Source organism: Nocardioides sp. L-11A, assembly GCA_029961745.1.
GTDB lineage: Bacteria > Actinomycetota > Actinomycetes > Propionibacteriales > Nocardioidaceae > Nocardioides.
The window spans coordinates 4,245,230-4,261,324 of sequence record CP124680.1 but is presented as its reverse complement, the minus strand read 5'-3'; the positions used below and the strand labels follow the sequence as shown (position 1 = coordinate 4,261,324).

The 16,095-nt window shown below is 71.1% G+C and carries 14 protein-coding genes; 8 read left to right on the top strand and 6 right to left on the bottom strand.

The features are described 5' to 3' along the window. Positions 1–184: 184 nt before the first annotated feature. Together QJ852_20515 and QJ852_20510 are read left to right on the top strand one after the other, a co-directional pair. Positions 185–1,027 (top strand): alpha/beta fold hydrolase, encoded by an 843-nt coding sequence (locus QJ852_20515; GenBank protein WGX95525.1) that lies wholly within the window; start codon positions 185–187, stop codon positions 1,025–1,027. 67 nt (positions 1,028–1,094) lie between these two features. Further along, entirely contained in the window at positions 1,095–2,345 is a 1,251-nt protein-coding gene (locus QJ852_20510) for an amidohydrolase family protein (protein ID WGX95524.1), read from the top strand. A gap of 120 nt (positions 2,346–2,465) precedes the next feature. Here the strand turns inward: QJ852_20510 and QJ852_20505 are convergent, their stop codons facing one another. The 3 genes from QJ852_20505 to QJ852_20495 all read right to left on the bottom strand — a co-directional run bounded on the left by QJ852_20505 (position 2,466) and on the right by QJ852_20495 (position 6,967). After that, the gene (locus tag QJ852_20505; protein WGX95523.1) at positions 2,466–4,598 is read right to left on the bottom strand and encodes an MMPL family transporter; all 2,133 of its coding nucleotides are present in this window, start codon (positions 4,596–4,598) and stop codon (positions 2,466–2,468) included. Between the two features lie 183 nt (positions 4,599–4,781). Next, entirely contained in the window at positions 4,782–5,930 is a 1,149-nt protein-coding gene (locus QJ852_20500; GenBank protein ID WGX95522.1) for an acyl-CoA dehydrogenase family protein, read from the bottom strand. Next, positions 5,930–6,967 carry an LLM class F420-dependent oxidoreductase gene (locus tag QJ852_20495; protein ID WGX95521.1) on the bottom strand — a complete coding sequence of 346 codons (1,038 nt, stop codon included), beginning with the start codon at positions 6,965–6,967 and terminating at the stop codon, positions 5,930–5,932. Before QJ852_20495 ends, QJ852_20500 begins: the two co-directional genes overlap by 1 nt. Before the next feature lie 149 nt (positions 6,968–7,116). Here QJ852_20495 and npdG point away from each other — a divergent pair, with 149 nt between their 5' ends. Beyond that, a complete protein-coding gene (gene npdG, locus QJ852_20490) occupies positions 7,117–7,821 on the top strand; it encodes an NADPH-dependent F420 reductase (protein WGX95520.1) in 705 nt (234 codons plus the stop codon). 256 nt (positions 7,822–8,077) lie between these two features. Here npdG and QJ852_20485 read toward each other — a convergent pair whose 3' ends face one another. Genes QJ852_20485 through QJ852_20475 form a run of 3 tightly spaced genes read right to left on the bottom strand, consistent with a single transcriptional unit; the run spans position 8,078 to position 10,151 of the window. Further along, positions 8,078–8,629, bottom strand: coding sequence for a YbaK/EbsC family protein (locus QJ852_20485; GenBank protein WGX95519.1), 552 nt, complete (start codon positions 8,627–8,629; stop codon positions 8,078–8,080). Then, positions 8,626–8,958 (bottom strand): hypothetical protein, encoded by a 333-nt coding sequence (locus QJ852_20480; protein WGX95518.1) that lies wholly within the window; start codon positions 8,956–8,958, stop codon positions 8,626–8,628. Before QJ852_20480 ends, QJ852_20485 begins: the two co-directional genes overlap by 4 nt. Further along, positions 8,955–10,151: a PspC domain-containing protein gene (locus tag QJ852_20475; GenBank protein ID WGX95517.1), complete on the bottom strand. Its 1,197-nt coding sequence runs from the start codon at positions 10,149–10,151 to the stop codon at positions 8,955–8,957. Before QJ852_20475 ends, QJ852_20480 begins: the two co-directional genes overlap by 4 nt. Positions 10,152–10,295: 144 nt before the next feature. Between QJ852_20475 and QJ852_20470 the strand changes: the two genes are divergently transcribed. The 5 genes from QJ852_20470 to pcrA all read left to right on the top strand — a co-directional run bounded on the left by QJ852_20470 (position 10,296) and on the right by pcrA (position 16,095). Then, the gene (locus QJ852_20470; GenBank protein ID WGX95516.1) at positions 10,296–11,624 is read left to right on the top strand and encodes a PspC domain-containing protein; all 1,329 of its coding nucleotides are present in this window, start codon (positions 10,296–10,298) and stop codon (positions 11,622–11,624) included. Continuing rightward, positions 11,617–12,276: a response regulator transcription factor gene (locus tag QJ852_20465; GenBank protein ID WGX95515.1), complete on the top strand. Its 660-nt coding sequence runs from the start codon at positions 11,617–11,619 to the stop codon at positions 12,274–12,276. The genes QJ852_20470 and QJ852_20465 overlap by 8 nt, the downstream gene beginning before the upstream one ends. Then, positions 12,273–13,127: a M15 family metallopeptidase gene (locus QJ852_20460; protein ID WGX95514.1), complete on the top strand. Its 855-nt coding sequence runs from the start codon at positions 12,273–12,275 to the stop codon at positions 13,125–13,127. The genes QJ852_20465 and QJ852_20460 overlap by 4 nt, the downstream gene beginning before the upstream one ends. Before the next feature lie 30 nt (positions 13,128–13,157). Continuing rightward, the gene (locus QJ852_20455) at positions 13,158–13,517 is read left to right on the top strand and encodes a hypothetical protein (GenBank protein WGX95513.1); all 360 of its coding nucleotides are present in this window, start codon (positions 13,158–13,160) and stop codon (positions 13,515–13,517) included. A 121-nt stretch (positions 13,518–13,638) separates the two neighbouring features. After that, positions 13,639–16,095, top strand: a complete 2,457-nt coding sequence (pcrA, locus tag QJ852_20450) for a DNA helicase PcrA (protein ID WGX95512.1) — start codon at positions 13,639–13,641, stop codon at positions 16,093–16,095.

The window sequence follows — 16,095 nt, the reverse complement described above, 5'->3', positions numbered from 1 at the left end:
GTTATGGAAGATCTACATGAGTTGGGTGGCTCCTGGCAAGGCCGCGGTGCAGGTGCCGCGGCGGCTGACGAAGGGAGGGTCGAATAATCTTCATAAAGATCTTGATCTACGCGCTGCGGCTCTCTAAGTTGTGTCTGTCGCCACGACGAGGTGCGGGCAGGTCCCGCGGAGACGGAGCAGGAACGTGAAGAGCGAGGTCGCGAGCGGTCCGCTCGCGGAGATCCGCGCCGCCTTCGGCGGTCTCGGGGGGTGGGAGGCGGGGCAGGGCCCGGCCCTCGTGCTGCTGCACGGCTTCGCCCCCGGCGCCGACGGGCGCAGCGAGTTCACCGGTCAGGTCGAGGCGTTCGCCCGCGGCCGGCGAGTGCTCCTGCTGGACCTGCCCGGGTTCGGCGCCTCGGCGGAGGTCCCGATCGCCGACGACTACACCGGCGATGCCGTCCAGCGCCTCGGCCTCACCCTCCGCTCGCTCGGCGTCGACCGTGCCGACGTCCTCGGCCACTCGCTGGGTGGCTGGGTCGCGCTGCGCGCCGCCCTCGACGCCCCTGAGCTCGTCGACCGGCTGGTCCTGGCGGCGCCGGGCACGCTCGTCGTCGGCGACGACGGTCTCCGCGACAGCGAGGGTGTCCGCAAGCTGTCCGCCTTCCTGGCCCGGCCGACGGCGATGACCATGCTGGAGTGGCTGGAGACGCAGTTCGCGGACTCCGGGGCGATCACCGACGCGCTGGTCGAGAGCGAGCTCGCCCGCGCGGTGCAGCCGGGAGCGATCGCACGCCTGCGTGCGGTGCGGCGCAGCTTCGAGGCGGCCGAGAGCGACCCACCGCTGTGGAGCCAGTCGCGCCGGGTCCGCCAGCGAGCGCTGCTGCTGTGGGGACGCGAGAACGCGGACTTCCCACTCGACAGCATCCTGCACGGCGCCCGGCGCGTGCCCCACGGCGACCTGCACGTGATGGCGGGCTGCGCGCAGCGCGCCCACCAGGAGGACCCCGACAGGTTCAACCAGCTGGTCGGCCAGTTCCTGGCCAGCTGACGTCGGGGCGCCGCCCCGCACCCCACGCGATCAACCCGATCGACCCGATCAACCAGAGAGGTCAGGCATGGCAAGCATCGAAGAGCTCACGAAGGACACGAGCTTCACCAACGCGGTGAAGGGCAAGGTCACCTTCCTGCCGGAGCCGGACAAGGCCGACCGCGGGTTCCCGATGATCTCGGTCGACGACCACATGGTCGAGCCGCCCGACACCTTCGAGGGCAGGATGCCGGCCAAGTTCGCCGAGCAGGCCCCCCGCGTGGTCGACAAGGACGGCGCCGACGTCTGGGTGTACGACGGCAAGGAGCTGCCCAATGTCGGCTTCAACGCCGTGGTGGGCCGGCCGATCGACGAGTGGAGCTTCGAGCCCGCCCGCTTCACCGACATGCGACGGGGTGCTTGGGACATCGACCACCGGATCAAGGACATGGACCTGTCCGGTGTCTACGCGTCGCTGTGCTTCCCCTCGTTCCTCGCCGGCTTCGGCGGGGTCCGCCTGCAGCAGACGACCAAGGACCCGGAGCTCGCGCTGGCGGCGGTGCGTGCCTGGAACCAGTGGAACATCGAGGCCTGGTCGGGCGCGTACCCGGACCGGATGATCCCGTGCCAGCTGCCCTTCATGCTCGACCCCGAGGTCGGCGCCCAGGAGATCTACAAGAACGCCGAGCGCGGCTTCAAGGCCGTCACCTTCTCCGAGGCCCCGCACCTGCAGGGGTTCCCGTCGATGCACAGCGGACACTGGGACCCGATCATGCGGGCCTGCGCGGAGACCGGGACCGTCGTCAACCTGCACATCGGCTCCTCGGGCACCTCGCCCTCGACGTCGGCGGACGCCCCGCCGGACGTGGTCGGCGTGCTGTTCTTCGCCTACGCGATCCACGCCACCGTCGACTGGCTCTACTCCCGCCTGCCGGTCCGCTTCCCCGACCTCAAGATCTGCATGTCCGAGGGCGGCATCGGCTGGGTGCCGGCCCTGCTCGACCGACTCGACCACATGTCGACGTACCACGAGATGTACGGCACCTGGGACGGCATCGAGCTGACGCCCGCCGAGGTGCTCCAGCGCAACTTCTACTTCTGCGCGGTCGAGGACCCGTCGTCCTTCGCCCTCATCGACCGGATCGGCGTCGACCACGTCATGGTGGAGGAGGACTACCCCCACTCCGACTCGCTGTGGCCCCGGACGCAGGCGGTCGTGGCCGACTCCGTCGGCGGACTGCCCGCCGAGCAGATCCGCAAGGTGACCTGGGAGAACGCCTCACGGCTCTACCGGCACCCCGTGCCGGAGTCCGTGATCGCGGACCCCAACTCCTTCTGAGCGGGATCGGCCCCATCGACCCGGCGCATCTGAACGTCTGAGAAGCGCCGACCCGGCGCATCTGAACATCTGAGAAGCGCCGACCCGGCGCGTTTGAACGCGCCGGGTCGACGTTCCGGGTTACAGGGCCGGCACCTTCGCCTCCTCGGCGCTCGGTGGCTCGCCGACCGTCGTGCCCCCGCGGTCCAGCCTGCTCGGCCACCAGATCCGCCCGCCCAGGTCGAGGTTGATCGCCGTCACCAGGACCGAGCGGACGATCATGGTGTCGAGCAGCACGCCCAGCGCGACCGTCGTACCGAGTTGGAGGGTGAAGGTCATCGGCATGGTGCCGAGCATCGCGAAGGTCGCCGCCAGCACCAGTCCGGCCGAGGTGATCACGCCCCCTGTCGAGGACAACGCGATCAGCGATCCCCTGCGGGTGCCGCGGATCGCGGCCTCCTCCCGGACCCGGGTCATCAGGAAGATGTTGTAGTCGATGCCGAGGGCGACCAGGAACACGAAGGCGAACAGGGGGAAGCCCGGATCGGTGTGCTCACGGCCGTAGAGCAGGTCGAAGACCAGACCGGAGATGCCGAGGGCGGCGCCGAAGGACAGGATCACGGTGCCGACCAGGATGACCGGGGAGAGCACCGAGCGGAGCAGCCCGATCAGGATCAGCAGCACCGCGCCCAGCACGATCGGGATGATCACCTTGTTGTCCCGGGCCGACGCCTCCATGACATCGACGGTCACCGCCGACATGCCGGTGGTCAGCGCCTCGGCGTCCGGTACGCCGTGGACCGCCTCCCGCACGTCGTGGACCGCGTCGAAGGCGGCGTCGGAGTAGGGATCGCTGCGAAGGTCCGCGACGATGAGCGCGGTGCCGTCCAGACTGGCGACCTGGACCGGCGTCGCGATGCCCTCGACGCGGGACATCGCCGTGATCACCCGGTCGGCCCGGTCCGCCTTCGCCACGACCTGGATCGGCGTACTCGCATCGACCAGGCCGTGGTCGACCAGGATCGTCTGGCCCGTGACCGAGTCCTGGTCCTGGGTGTACTGCTCGTCGCTCGGGATGCCGCCGGTGTCGAGACGCAGGAACCCGAGGCAGAGGACGGCGAGCGCGGCGGCGGTGCCGACCCAGACGATCCGCGGACGCGGGGCGATGCCCCGCCCGACCTTCGCCCACAGGCCTGACGCGGTCGGCTCGGCGGTGCCGAAGTGGGGCACGAACGGCCAGAACACCCAGCGTCCGCAGATCACCAGCAGCGCCGGGAGCAGGGTCACCATGACGACGAAGGTGACCGCGATGCCCACCGCGTTGGCGGGACCCATGCCGGCGGTCGAGTTGAGGTCGGCGAACATCAGGCACAGCAGGCCGACGACGACCGTCGCGGCGCTGGCCAGGATCGCCGGTGCGGCGCGGTGCAGGGCGAACGCCATCGCCTCGTGGCGGTCCTGGTGGCGGCGCAGCTCCTCCCGGTAGCGGGCGACGAGGAGTAGCGCGTAGTCGGTCCCCGCGCCGATCACCAGCACGGTCAGGATGAACTGGGTCTGCCCGTTGACGGTGAGACCGGTGTGCTTGGCGAGGAAGTAGAGCAGGCCCATGGACGCGCCGAGTCCGACCACCGCGCTGATGATCGGCAGCAGCCACAGCACCGGGCTGCGGTAGGTCACCAGCAGGATCAGGATGACCACACCCAGGGTGATCATCAGCAGGTTGCTGTCACCCGAGGAGAAGATCGTCGCGGCGTCGGCGCTCTGACCGCCGGCGCCGGCGAGATAGGACTCGACGCCGTCGATCGCGATGATCTTGTCGATCTCGGGCTTGAGATCGGGGAGCTCCTCCCACAGCTCGTCGCCGAAGTTGAGAGTGAACTCGAGCTTGGCCACCTGCCCGTCGGCGGAGACGAAGGGCACCGGTACGCCGGCCGCCGCCGCCCCTGCGGGCGTGATCACGTCGCTGACGCCGTCGATCTTCGCGATCTCGACGGCGTCCTCCTCGATGGCGGCGAGGTCGGAGTCGGTGAGCCCGGCCGCGCGGTAGTAGACGACCGTCGTGCCGACGTCGTACGGGTCCTGGAAGGCCTCGAGCTTCTCGAAGGCCCGGGTCGACTCGGCGCTCTCGGGCAGCCAGGACTCGGTCTCGTTGTTCTGGACGTCGATCAGCTTCCCGGCGAACGAGCCGAGGCCGCCGGCGATCAGGACGACCGCGATGAGCACGATCCACTTCGTGACGGGGCCGGTCAGCGTGCCGGCGATCTGACGGTGCATGGTGGTCACACTTCTCCGGTGGGTGGGAGGGACGGCATCGGGATTCCTCCGGGTCTGACCCTGAGATCGCCCCTGATTCATCGTGGAGCGGGAACTCTTTGCCGTCATCGGAAGTCTGCGCCGACCACCAGACACACGACGACCCCGAAATGTGACATTTCGGGGTCGTCGTGGAACAGGACGTCAGAGGCCGAGGAACCGCCCGATGATCTCCTTCTGGATCTCGGTCGTGCCGCCGTAGATCGTCTGGATGCGGGTGTCGGCGTAGGCCCGCGCGATGGGGTACTCCAACATGTAGCCGTAGCCGCCGTGCATCTGCACGCCCTGGTCGACGATCTTCTTCTGCAGCTCGGTGGTCCACCATTTCGCCATCGACGCCAGCGCGGTGTCGACCTCGCCCTTGTTGAGCTGCTCGATGCAGTGGTTGACGAACACCCGGGCGATATAGGCCTCGGTCGCCATCTCGGCGAGCGTGAACCGGGTGTTCTGGAACTTCCCGATCGGCTTGCCGAACGCCTCCCGGCTCTTCACGTAGTCGAGGGTGAGGTCGAGGACGTGCTCGATGGCGGCGATCGCGATGCAGGCGATCGAGACCCGCTCCTGCGGGAGGTTCTGCATCAGGTAGATGAAGCCTTGGCCCTCCTCGCCCAGCAGGTTGGTCTTCGGCACCATGACGTTGTCGAAGCTGAGCTCGGCGGTGTCCTGCGCCTTGAGGCCCAGCTTGTCGAGGTTGGTGCCGCGGGTGAACCCGGCCATGCCCTCCTCGACCACGAGCAGGCTGATCCCGTGGGCGCCGGCCTCCGGGTTGGTCTTCGCCACGACGATGACGAGGTCGGACAGGATGCCGTTGCTGATGAACGTCTTCGACCCGTTGAGGACGTAGTGGTCGCCCTTGTCGACGGCCGTGGTGCGGATGCCCTGGAGATCCGACCCCGCGCCGGGCTCGGTCATCGCGATGGCGGTGATCGTCTCGCCGGTGACGGTGCCGGGCAGCCAGCGCGCCTTCTGCTCGTCGTTCCCGATGGCGATGAGGTACGGGACGATGATGTCGGTGTGGACCGCGAACCCGGGGCCGCTGGCACCGACCCGGGCGCACTCCTCGGCGACGATCGCGTTGTAGCGGAAGTCCTTGATGCCGAGGCCGCCGTACTCCTCGGGCACCTCGAAGCTGAGGATGCCGGCCTCGCCGGCCTTGCGCCACACCTCGCGGCTGACGACGCCGTCCTTCTCCCACTGCGCGTGGTGGGGGACGACCTCGCGCTCCATGAAGGCGCGGACGGTCGCGCGGAAGTCCTCGTGCTCGGTCTCGTAGATGCTGGGACGCTCGGGCATCAGCTCACCCACTCCTTGATCTGTGCGATGGTCGCGGCGGGGTCGTCGCTCGCGGGCGACACGGACAGATTGGTGACGCCGGACTCGCGGAACGCGGCGATCCGCTCCTGGACGTACGACGCGGGGCCGACCAGGTTGCCGGCCTCGAGCCACTCGAGGGGCACGAGGGCTTCGGCCTCCTTCTTCTTGCCCGAGAGGTAGAGGTCCTGGATCTCCTTGGCCTCCTTCTCGAAGCCGTACTCGCAGGCCAGCTGGTTGTAGAAGTTCTTGTCGCGCGCGCCCATGCCGCCGACGTAAAGGGCGTAGAGCGGGCGCATGAAGTCGAGCAGTGCCTTGGTCTCGGGCCCCTCGCCGATGGCGACCATGCCACCCGCGGAGATCTGCAGCGGGCCGAGGTCTGCCGAGCGCTTCGCGGCGCCGCGGGCCAGCGCCTCGCCCCAGACGCCCTGGGCCTTCTCGGGGTAGTAGAGGAAGGGCAGCCAGCCGTCGGCGACCTCGGCGGTCATCGCGACGTTCTTGTCGCCCAGCGCCGCCACCCACAGCGGCAGGTCGGCGCGCTCGGGGCGGTTGAGCAGCTTGAGCGGCTTGCCGAGGCCGAGGCCCTGGCCCTCCGGGAGGGGCACCTGGACGGTCTTGCCCTGGTAGTCGAGGCGCTCGCCGCGCAGGCCGGCGCGGAGCACCTCGATCACCTCGCGGGTGCGGGTCAGCGGGCGGTCGTACGGCAGGCCGTGGAAGCCCTCGATCACCTGCGGGCCGGAGGCGCCGAGACCGATGACCGCGCGACCGCCGGACACGTTGTCGAGGCCGGCCGCGGTCTGCAGCAGGGCGCCCGGGGTCCGGGAGTAGACGTTGAGGATGCCGGCGCCGATCTCGACGGTCTCGGTCTTCGCGGCGAGGTAGCCCATCAGGGTGGGGGCGTCGAAACCGTAGGGCTCCGCGACCCAGATGGTGTCGAGTCCGGCCTTCTCCAGGGCGACGACCTGGTCGGCCGAGGCGCGCGGGTTGCCCGCGTAGACGAGGGGCATCGACAGCTTCATGAAAGTCCCTTCCGGCCTCCCGGCCACGGTGACGTGCATCGGCGGCGCATCGCCGACAGCACAACTGTGACAGTAATACTGTCACAATGTCCATGGCCGCGGCGATGAGACCCGGCCCGGCGGGGTTCGCCGCCGTGATAGGAGGGAGCGTGACTTCTTCAGACACCCCCGACCGCTACACCGTCGCCGTCATCGGCGGCACCGGACCGCAGGGCAAGGGCCTGGGCTACCGTTTCGCCCGCCACGGCCACGACATCGTCCTCGGCTCGCGCGCAGCCGAGAAGGCCGAGGCGGTCGCCGCCGAGGTGACCTCGCGCCTGGCCGAGGTGGCCGGTGCGGGCACCGCCCGGGGCGCGGCCAACGCCGACGCCATCGCCGCTGCGGACGTCGTCCTCCTCGCCGTCCCCTACGACGGCCATGACGAACTCGTCGCCGCCCTCGCGGCCGACGGCGCACTCGACGGCAAGACCGTCATCTCCTGCGTCAACCCGCTCGCCTTCGACAAGCGCGGCGCCCACGGCCAGGTCATCGACGGCGGCGAGGGTTCGGCTGCCGAGTCCGCGGCGCGGATCGCCCCCGAGGCGACCGTGGTCGGCGCCTTCCACAACGTCGCCGCCCCCGCCCTGTGGGGCGAGGACGAGTTCCTCGACGAGGACGTCATCGTCGTGGGCGACTCCGTCGAGGGCAAGCAGGTCGCCATCGATCTCGCCGCCTCCGTGACCGGCCGGCCCGGCGTCGACGGCGGCAAGCTCCGCCTCGCCCGCGTCCTCGAGCCCTTCACCGCCGTGCTGATCTCGATCAACCGGAAGTACAAGACCCATTCGGGCATCCGGGTCACCGGTCTCGACCACTAAGGGGTGCGCGGGCCGCTTGTAACTAAGGGTTACAGCGCGAATTTCGCTGCAACAACGCCCGGGTAGTAGCAACAGCGCCCTGGTAGATGTCCGGGCCGCGGGCCCTGTGGTCGCCCATGAGGTGGCGTGGCCGATTCCGTTGGCCGTGTGACGGGTCCGGCCCGCCGGGCGCATCTACCCGGGCGTTGTTGCTACTACCTTGGCGTTGTTGCACCCGAAATCGTGCTGTAACCCTTAGTTACAAGAACGGGCGGCGTCAGCCGGCCAGGCCCGCCACGATCTCGGCCCCGGGGAGCCTCGGGAACAGGTCGCCGGGGACGAGGAGCTTCGAGCGGCGCAGCCCCGAGCCGATCACGGCGAACCCCATCTCCGGGACCCGCGCATCGACCAGCAGCCGCCAGCCGGCAGGCAGCCCGACCGGCGTGATGCCGCCGTACTCCATCCCGGACTCGGCCACTGCCCGGTCGAGCGGGAGGAACGACGGCTTGCGGACGTCGAGGAGTCGTTTCACGGTGTGGTTGACGTCGGCGCGGGTGTCGGCGCGCACCAGGCACGCGGCGATCCGCTCCTCGCCCTCCCGCTTGCCCGCGACCAGGACGCAGTTGGCGCCGGCGGCCATCGGCACGTCGTACGCCGCGCTCATCGCGGCCGTGTCGGCCAGCTCGGGATCGATCTCGACGACGGCGATCCGCTCCGCGCCCGGCCAGGCACCCAGGGCGGCCGCGACCGGAGGGGCCACCAGGTGCGGGTGGTCGAGGGCGACCAGTGAGGTCAGCCCGGTCAGGCTGGGGATGCCGGGCAGCGTCACTGCCAGCCTCGCAGCTGGTGCCCGTCCCAGCCGGTCTGGTCCGCGTCGTCGTCGCGGCGCCGGCCGCGCAGCACCGAAGCGAGCAGGCCGGCGGCACCGGCGACCAGCCACGGCAGGCCCATCAGCCAGCCGGCCTCCTCCAGCTCCACGGTGTCGCTGGTGACCAGCGCCCACACGACCACCAGGCCCGTGAAGGCGACGCCCATGACCAGATGACCGGTGTTGACCGTGTGCCAGCCGGTACGGCGCTCGCGGGCGCCGTCCGCGGCGGGCTGCTCGCGGGGGTACTCGGCGATGGGGTCGTCGTGGTCGTTCGTCGGGTGGCTCATGCTGCGCTCCGGAACTCGATCTGGCCGAGGTCGAGGTCGGCGTCGATGGTCAGGGTGGGGTCGCCGGCGACGGTGCCGTTGTCACCGCGGAAGTCGTCGCTCGTCGTCTTGCCGAACATGGAGACCTCGCCGGCGTCGATGGTCGCCCTGGCCTCGACGTTGAGACCGTTCTCGGGCACCAGGACCAGGATGTGGCCGACACCGAGCTCGAGGCTGAGGGTCTGGTCGTCGAGCTGATCCAGGTCGCGGATGTCGCGCAGGTCGATGAGGATCTCGCCGACCCCGAGGTCGTAGGAGCGGTCGAGGTCGGCGGCCTGCTGCAGCACCGGCTTGACCTGCCCCATCGCCAGGTTGCCGGTCACCGACGTCACCGCCGTGGCGGCCGCGGCGATCAGGCCGACCAGGATCAGCCCCCCGGCCCGGCCGTAGAACGCGCCGACGAGGAGCATCAGGCCGGTCACGCCCAGCACCGTGGCGGGGTATGCCGAGGGCTCGATGTCGACGCCCGCGAGGCGGAGGGTGACCAGGATGCCCACGCCGAGGGCCGCGAGCCCCAGCGTGAACGGGAAGAGCAGCGGGCCACGGCGCCGCGGGTCGCGCGGCCGGCGCGGCGCGGGCGGGGGACCGGGGCGGTACCCCGGGTAGCCCGAGTACCCCGGGTGGCCGGTGCCGCCCGCGGCAGGGCCGTCCGGCGGCGGGACGGGCGGTCCGCCCCGTAGCCAGGGATGGGTCGGGCCGCTCGGCTTGATCGCCTGCTTGCCGCCCAGCACCACGATCAGCACGAGTCCGGCGAGGAGCAGCGGCCACGGGAAGTCCGGGCCGCCGACGGTGTCGCCGACCACCGACGCGACGGTGATGATCCCGCCGACGATGAGGGCTGCCGTGCGCACGCCCTCGTCGACGCGGATCACCGTGTCCTCGGTGCCCTCCTCGGGCACGAACAGCCAGCACACGCCGTACAGGATGAGGCCGCCGCCGCCGAAGAAGGTGAGCACCACGAAGGCGATCCGCACGAGGAGCGGGTCGATGTCGAGGTGCCGCGCGACACCGGCCGCCACGCCGGCGACCTTCCGGTCGTCGCGGCTGCGGCGGATCCGGGCCAGGTCGCGGACCTCGTCGCGGGTCACGCGGGGGCCGTGGTCGCCCGGTTCCGGATCCCGGCCCGGACGCTCGCTGTCGGTCGGTGCGTTCATGTGATCCAGCATGGTGGCACAACCGGGCCCGGACCATCGGGGACAGCCCTGATCCGTGCCGCCGCCCCGGGGTGGGGCATCAGGGTCAGCTCAGGGTGCTTCCCCCTGCTCGCGTGCCTCGCGCTGTGTGACGATGGAGCCATCATGAGCACCGCCGCGACCACTCCGCTGCCGCCGCCCGGCGCACCCGCGCCCCAGGACGCGGGCACGGCCAGGGACGTCCGGCGGGCCTGGCGCGACCTGCGCGACCCGATGATCGGCGGCGTCGCCGCCGGGCTGGCCGCGCACCTCGGTGTGTCGGTCCGGATCGTCCGGGCGGCCTTCGTCATCACCACGGTCATCGGCGGCTTCGGTGTCCTCACCTACGCCGCCCTGTGGGCGCTGCTGCCCGCCGGCCCGCCGCCCGAGCTGCTGGCGCCCGGCCTCGCGAGCGCGTCGCGCGACGGCCGCCGCCCCGGCCGCTCCCGGCGCTTCTCCGACATCGGCCCGATCGTCACGCTCGCCGTCCTCGGCGTGGGCGCGATCTTCGCCACCGAGGCCGTCCTCGGCACCGGCTGGTGGGTCTGGCCCCTGGGCATCGCCGTGGTCGGCGTCGCCCTGCTGTGGCGGCAGGCCGACGAGGCGCAGCGCGAGCGCTGGCTCGACGCGACCGACCGGGTCGACCCGGTGCGGGTGTTCCTCGGCGGGGGCGGCTGGGCCGCCTGGGCCCGGATCGCGGCCGGCGTCGGCCTGGTCGTGGTCGCGCTCGTCCTCTTCACCCTGCGCGACGGCTCGCTGAGCGTGGCCCGCGACGCCGTCATCGCCGTACTGCTGGCCCTCGGCGGACTCGTGATCGTGCTCGGGCCGCTGGTCTACCGGCTGCTCACCGAGCTCAGTGACGAGCGGGCGGAGCGGGTCCGCACCCAGGAGCGCGCCGACGTGGCCGCCCACCTCCACGACTCGGTGCTGCAGACCCTGGCCCTGATCCAGAAGAATCCCGCCGACGCCACCCGCCTCGCGCGCGCCCAGGAGCGCGACCTGAGGGCCTGGCTCTACGCCGGCGAGTCGATGGACGAGGCCACGGTGGCCAGTGCGCTGCGGGCCGCCGCCGCCGAGATCGAGGACGCCTACGGCATCACCGTCGACGTGGTCGCGGTCGGCGACTGCGACTACGACGAGTCCGCCCGCCCGATCGTGCAGGCCGCGCGGGAGGCGACCACCAACGCCGCCAAGCACGCTGGGGTCCCGCGCGTCGATGTGTACGCCGAGATCACCGCGGCCGGGATCGACGTCTTCGTGCGCGACCGCGGCGCCGGCTTCGACCCGGACGCCACCCCGGAGGACCGGCTCGGCGTACGACGCAGCATCATCGACCGCATGGAGCGCCACGGCGGCCGGGCCGAGGTCCGGTCCGCTCCCGGCGAGGGCACGGAGATCCGGCTGCACCTCGACCACACTCCCGACCCGTCGAAGACCAAGGAGACCCATGAGTGACCCGGTGCGCGTGGTGGTCGTCGACGACCACGCCATGTTCCGCCGCGGTGTCAGTGCCGAGCTCGGTGCCACGGGCGCCGGCCGGGTCGAGGTCGTGGCCGAGGCCGCCGACGTCGACGAGGCCGTCGCGGCGGTGCAGGAGCACCGGCCCGACGTCGTCCTGCTCGACGTGCACCTGCCCGGCGGGGGCGGTGTCGAGGTGATCCGCCGGGTCAAGGACGGCGATGTGCGCTTCCTCGCGCTGTCGGTCTCCGACGCTGCCGAGGACGTCATCGGCACGGTTCGCGGGGGCGCCCGCGGCTATGTCACCAAGACCATCACCGGTCCCGAGCTGGTCGACGCGATCGCACGGGTGGCCGACGGGGATGCCGTCTTCTCGCCGCGGCTGGCCGGCTTCGTGCTCGACGCCTTCGCCGGCGCGGGTCTCTCCGCCGACCTCGCGAGCGTCGACGAGGACCTCGACCGGCTGACCGAGCGGGAGCGGGAGGTGATGCGACTGATCGCCCGCGGCTACTCCTACAAGGAGGTCGCCAAGGAGCTGTTCATCTCCATCAAGACCGTCGAGACCCACATGTCCTCGGTGCTGCGCAAGCTCCAACTGTCCTCGCGGCACGAGCTGACGCGGTGGGCATCGGACCGCCGGCTGCTGTGAGGCGGGTCGCCGCCCTCCTCGCGGCGACGCTGCTGCTCGCCGGGTGCGCCGAAGGGCCGACGGCCGAGCCTCCGGCGGACCCGTCCGCCCCGTCGAGCCCCCCGTCGGCGGGTCCGCGGCCCACCCCGAGCGACCCCGGTCCGGCGTACTCCGAGTGGGAGCTCGGCGTCCACGTCCTGCCCCGCACCCCCGACGGGTACGGCGAGATCCGGCCGACCCCGAAGCCGCTGCGGCACCGGCTGTTCCCGACGACGGACCTGCTGCCGCCGCCCGTCGACGGCGAGTTCCACGCGGACGTCGGCCCGGTCACCGAGGCGATCCGGGAGCGGATGGGGGAGACCTGGTCGCCGGCATGCCCGGTGGGGCTGGCCGACCTGGCGTATGTCACCGTCACCTTCCGCGGCTTCGACGGCGCGGCGCACACCGGCGAGCTGGTGCTCGCGGCGGCGGAGGCCGACGACGTGGTCTCGGTGTTCCGGGCGCTGTTCGCCGCCGGCTACCCGATCGAGGAGATGCGGCTGCCGACCACCGCCGACCTGGAGGCCGAGCCGACCGGCGACGGCAACGACACCGCCGCGCTGGTCTGCCGGGCCGCCCGCGGCCAGACCTCGTGGTCGGCCCACGCCTACGGCCTGGCGATCGACGTCAACCCGTTCCTCAACCCGTACCACAAGGGCGACGTCGTGCTGCCCGAGCGCGCGTCGGCGTACCTCGACCGAGCCCGGACCCAGCCCGGCATCATCCACGCCGGCGACCTGGTGGTCCGGGAGTTCGCCCGGATCGGCTGGAGCTGGGGCGGGTCGTGGAGCTCGCTGAAGGACTATCAGCACTTCTCGGCGACCGGTCGCTGAAAGGCCGGGCGCACCGCATAGAGTGCGCGCATGGAGACCCTGCGCCTGATCCTGCTCATCCTCCACATCCTCGGCTTCGCGGCCCTGATCGGTGGACTGCTGGCGCAGGCCGGCCCCGGCGACAAGAAGGTCACCGGGGTCATGCGCGACGGCGTCGGTACGGCGTTCCTCGCCGGGCTGCTGCTCGTGGGCGTGCTCGAGGGCGGCGACGACCCGGTCAACCACGCGAAGGTGGGCGTCAAGCTCGCCATCGGCCTGGTGCTCCTGGTCCTGGTGATGGCCAACATGCGCAAGGCGAGGATCCCCAACGGCCTGTGGGCCGGTCTGCTGGTCCTCGCGATCGCCGAGGTCTGCATCGCCGTGCTCTGGTCGCCGGTCCACAGCAGCTGATCGCGGGGTCGGCGGTTCAACTACCGAATTCGTCGTGCACGGCGGCGTTTCACGACAATTCTGGTAGGTGCGTGACGCCACCAGCCACGCCGTCGGAGCGGAGCCGTAGGCTGGCCGGAGCATGATCGACTCCGCAACGCCTCCGGCCCTCACCGCAGAAGCCCTCCTCGAGGGACTCAACGACCCCCAGCGCGAGGCCGTGCGACACGAGGGCGCGCCGCTGCTCGTCGTCGCCGGTGCGGGCTCGGGCAAGACCCGGGTGCTGACCCGGCGGATCGCGTGGACCATCGCCGTGCGCAAGGCGCACCCCGGCTCGATCCTGGCGATCACCTTCACCAACAAGGCCGCCGCAGAGATGAAGGAGCGGGTGGCCGAGCTGATCGGCAACCGCGCCCGGATCATGTGGGTGAGCACGTTCCACTCCGCGTGCGTGCGGATCTTGCGCAAGGAGGTCGAGCACCTCGGCTACGAGCGGCTCAAGTCGAACTTCTCGATCTACGACACCGCTGATCAGAAGCGCCTGATCCAGCTGGTCTGCAGCGACCTCGACCTCGACCCCCGCAAGTTCCAGCCGGGGCCGGTGCTGCACTGGATCAGCAACCAGAAGAACGAGCTGCGCGAGCCCGACGAGGTCGCGGCCGAGGCCAAGAACTCGATCGACGAGACGTACGCCGCGGCGTACACCTCCTATCAGCGACGGCTGCGCGAGGCCAACGCGATGGACTTCGACGACCTGATCATGGAGACGGTCCGACTGTTCCAGCTCAAGCCGGAGGTCCGCGAGACCTACCGGCGGCGGTTCCGGCACCTCCTGGTCGACGAGTACCAGGACACCAACCACGCGCAGTACGCCCTCATCCACCAGCTCTGCGGCCAGGACCTCGAGGAGCACGACCCGACCACCCTCGACGGGCTGCCCGCCCACCGGGTGCCGCCAGCCGAGCTGATGGTCGTCGGCGACGCGGACCAGTCGATCTACGCCTTCCGGGGCGCCGACATCCGCAACATCATGGACTTCGAGAAGGACTTCCCGGACGCGCGCACCGTCCTGCTCGAGCAGAACTACCGCTCCACGCAGACCATCCTCACCGCGGCCAACGCGGTCATCGAGCGCAACGAGAGCCGCAAGCCCAAGCGGCTGTGGTCCGACGCCGGCGACGGCGAGAAGATCGTCGGGTACGTCGCCGACGACGAGCACGACGAGGCGCGGTTCGTCTCCGGGGAGATCGACAGGCTCACCGACGACCGACAGCTGGGCCTGCGCCCCTCCGACGTGGCGGTGTTCTACCGCACCAACGCCCAGTCCCGGGTGTTCGAGGAGATCTTCGTCCGCACCGGCATGCCCTACAAGGTCGTCGGCGGGACCCGCTTCTACGACCGCAAGGAGATCCGCGACGCGCTGGCCTACCTGCGGGTGCTGGTCAACCCCGACGACCAGGTCTCCCTGCGCCGCATCGTCAACACCCCGCGCCGCGGGATCGGCCAGCGGGCCGAGGCCGCCATCGGGGCCTTCGCCGAGCGGGAGCGGATCACCTACTGGGAGGCGCTCCAGCGCGCCGGAGAGGCTCCCGGCCTGGCCACGCGCAGCCAGACCAGCATCGAGTCGTTCGTGAAGCTGCTGCAGGAGCTGCAGCAGATGGTCGAGGCCCGCGAGCGGCCCGACGTGATCCTCGAGACCGTGCTCGACCGATCCGGCTACCTCGTCACCCTCGAGAACTCCGACGACATGCAGGACGAGACCCGGCTGGAGTACCTCGCCGAGCTCGTCGCCGTGGCCCGCGAGTTCGCCGAGGACCCGGTCGCCGGCCCGTCGGCCGACCCCTCCGACGTCGACGCCGGCATCCTCGAGCCCGGTCTCGCCGACTTCCTCGAGCGGGTCGCCCTCGTCGCCGACGCCGACCAGATCCCCGATGCGCCGGACGACGACCCGGACGCCCCCGAGGACCAGGGCGTCGTCACGTTGATGACCCTCCACACCGCCAAGGGCCTGGAGTTCCCGGTCGTCTTCCTCACCGGCATGGAGGACGGCGTGTTCCCGCACTCGCGCGCCCTCGGCGACCGCCCGGAGCTCGAGGAGGAGCGACGGCTGGCGTACGTCGGCATCACCCGCGCCCGCCAGCGGCTCTACGTCTCGCGCGCCATGGTCCGCTCCGCCTGGGGCGCCCCCGCCATGAATCCCGGCTCCCGCTTCCTCGGCGAGCTCCCCGTCGACCTCGTCGACTGGCGCCGCACCGAGGCCGACCAGACCCGCTGGTCGCGGCCGTCGTACGACTCCGGGCGCTCGGGCGGCCCCGGGGGTGCGGGCGACTACGCCGGCAACCGCTTCGGCCAGCCGACCGCCGCCGGTCGTCGCAACTTCAGCTCCGCCGCCGCCCGCGCCGACGCCGCCTCCAAGTCCAAGCCGTCGCGCCCCATCCCCGTCCTCGCCCCCGGTGACAAGGTCACCCACGACTCGTTCGGCCTCGGCACCGTCGTCTCGGTCGAGGGCGCCGCGGAGAAGTCCGTCGCGTCGATCGACTTCGGCTCCGACGGCGTCAAGCGGCTGCTGCTCCGCTACGCGCCGGTGGAGAAGCTGTAG

What these genes read in the sequence shown, in the direction of transcription:
- QJ852_20505 (WGX95523.1), bottom strand. Translation starts at nt 4,598, where the DNA reads ATGCACCGTCAGATCGCCGGCACGCTGACCGGCCCCGTCACGAAGTGG.
- QJ852_20465 (WGX95515.1), top strand. Translation starts at nt 11,617, where the DNA reads ATGAGTGACCCGGTGCGCGTGGTGGTCGTCGACGACCACGCCATGTTC.
- QJ852_20475 (WGX95517.1), bottom strand. Translation starts at nt 10,151, where the DNA reads ATGAACGCACCGACCGACAGCGAGCGTCCGGGCCGGGATCCGGAACCG.
- QJ852_20470 (WGX95516.1), top strand. Translation starts at nt 10,296, where the DNA reads ATGAGCACCGCCGCGACCACTCCGCTGCCGCCGCCCGGCGCACCCGCG.
- QJ852_20510 (WGX95524.1), top strand. Translation starts at nt 1,095, where the DNA reads ATGGCAAGCATCGAAGAGCTCACGAAGGACACGAGCTTCACCAACGCG.
- QJ852_20495 (WGX95521.1), bottom strand. Translation starts at nt 6,967, where the DNA reads ATGAAGCTGTCGATGCCCCTCGTCTACGCGGGCAACCCGCGCGCCTCG.
- pcrA (WGX95512.1), top strand. Translation starts at nt 13,639, where the DNA reads ATGATCGACTCCGCAACGCCTCCGGCCCTCACCGCAGAAGCCCTCCTC.
- QJ852_20500 (WGX95522.1), bottom strand. Translation starts at nt 5,930, where the DNA reads ATGCCCGAGCGTCCCAGCATCTACGAGACCGAGCACGAGGACTTCCGC.
- QJ852_20455 (WGX95513.1), top strand. Translation starts at nt 13,158, where the DNA reads ATGGAGACCCTGCGCCTGATCCTGCTCATCCTCCACATCCTCGGCTTC.
- QJ852_20480 (WGX95518.1), bottom strand. Translation starts at nt 8,958, where the DNA reads ATGAGCCACCCGACGAACGACCACGACGACCCCATCGCCGAGTACCCC.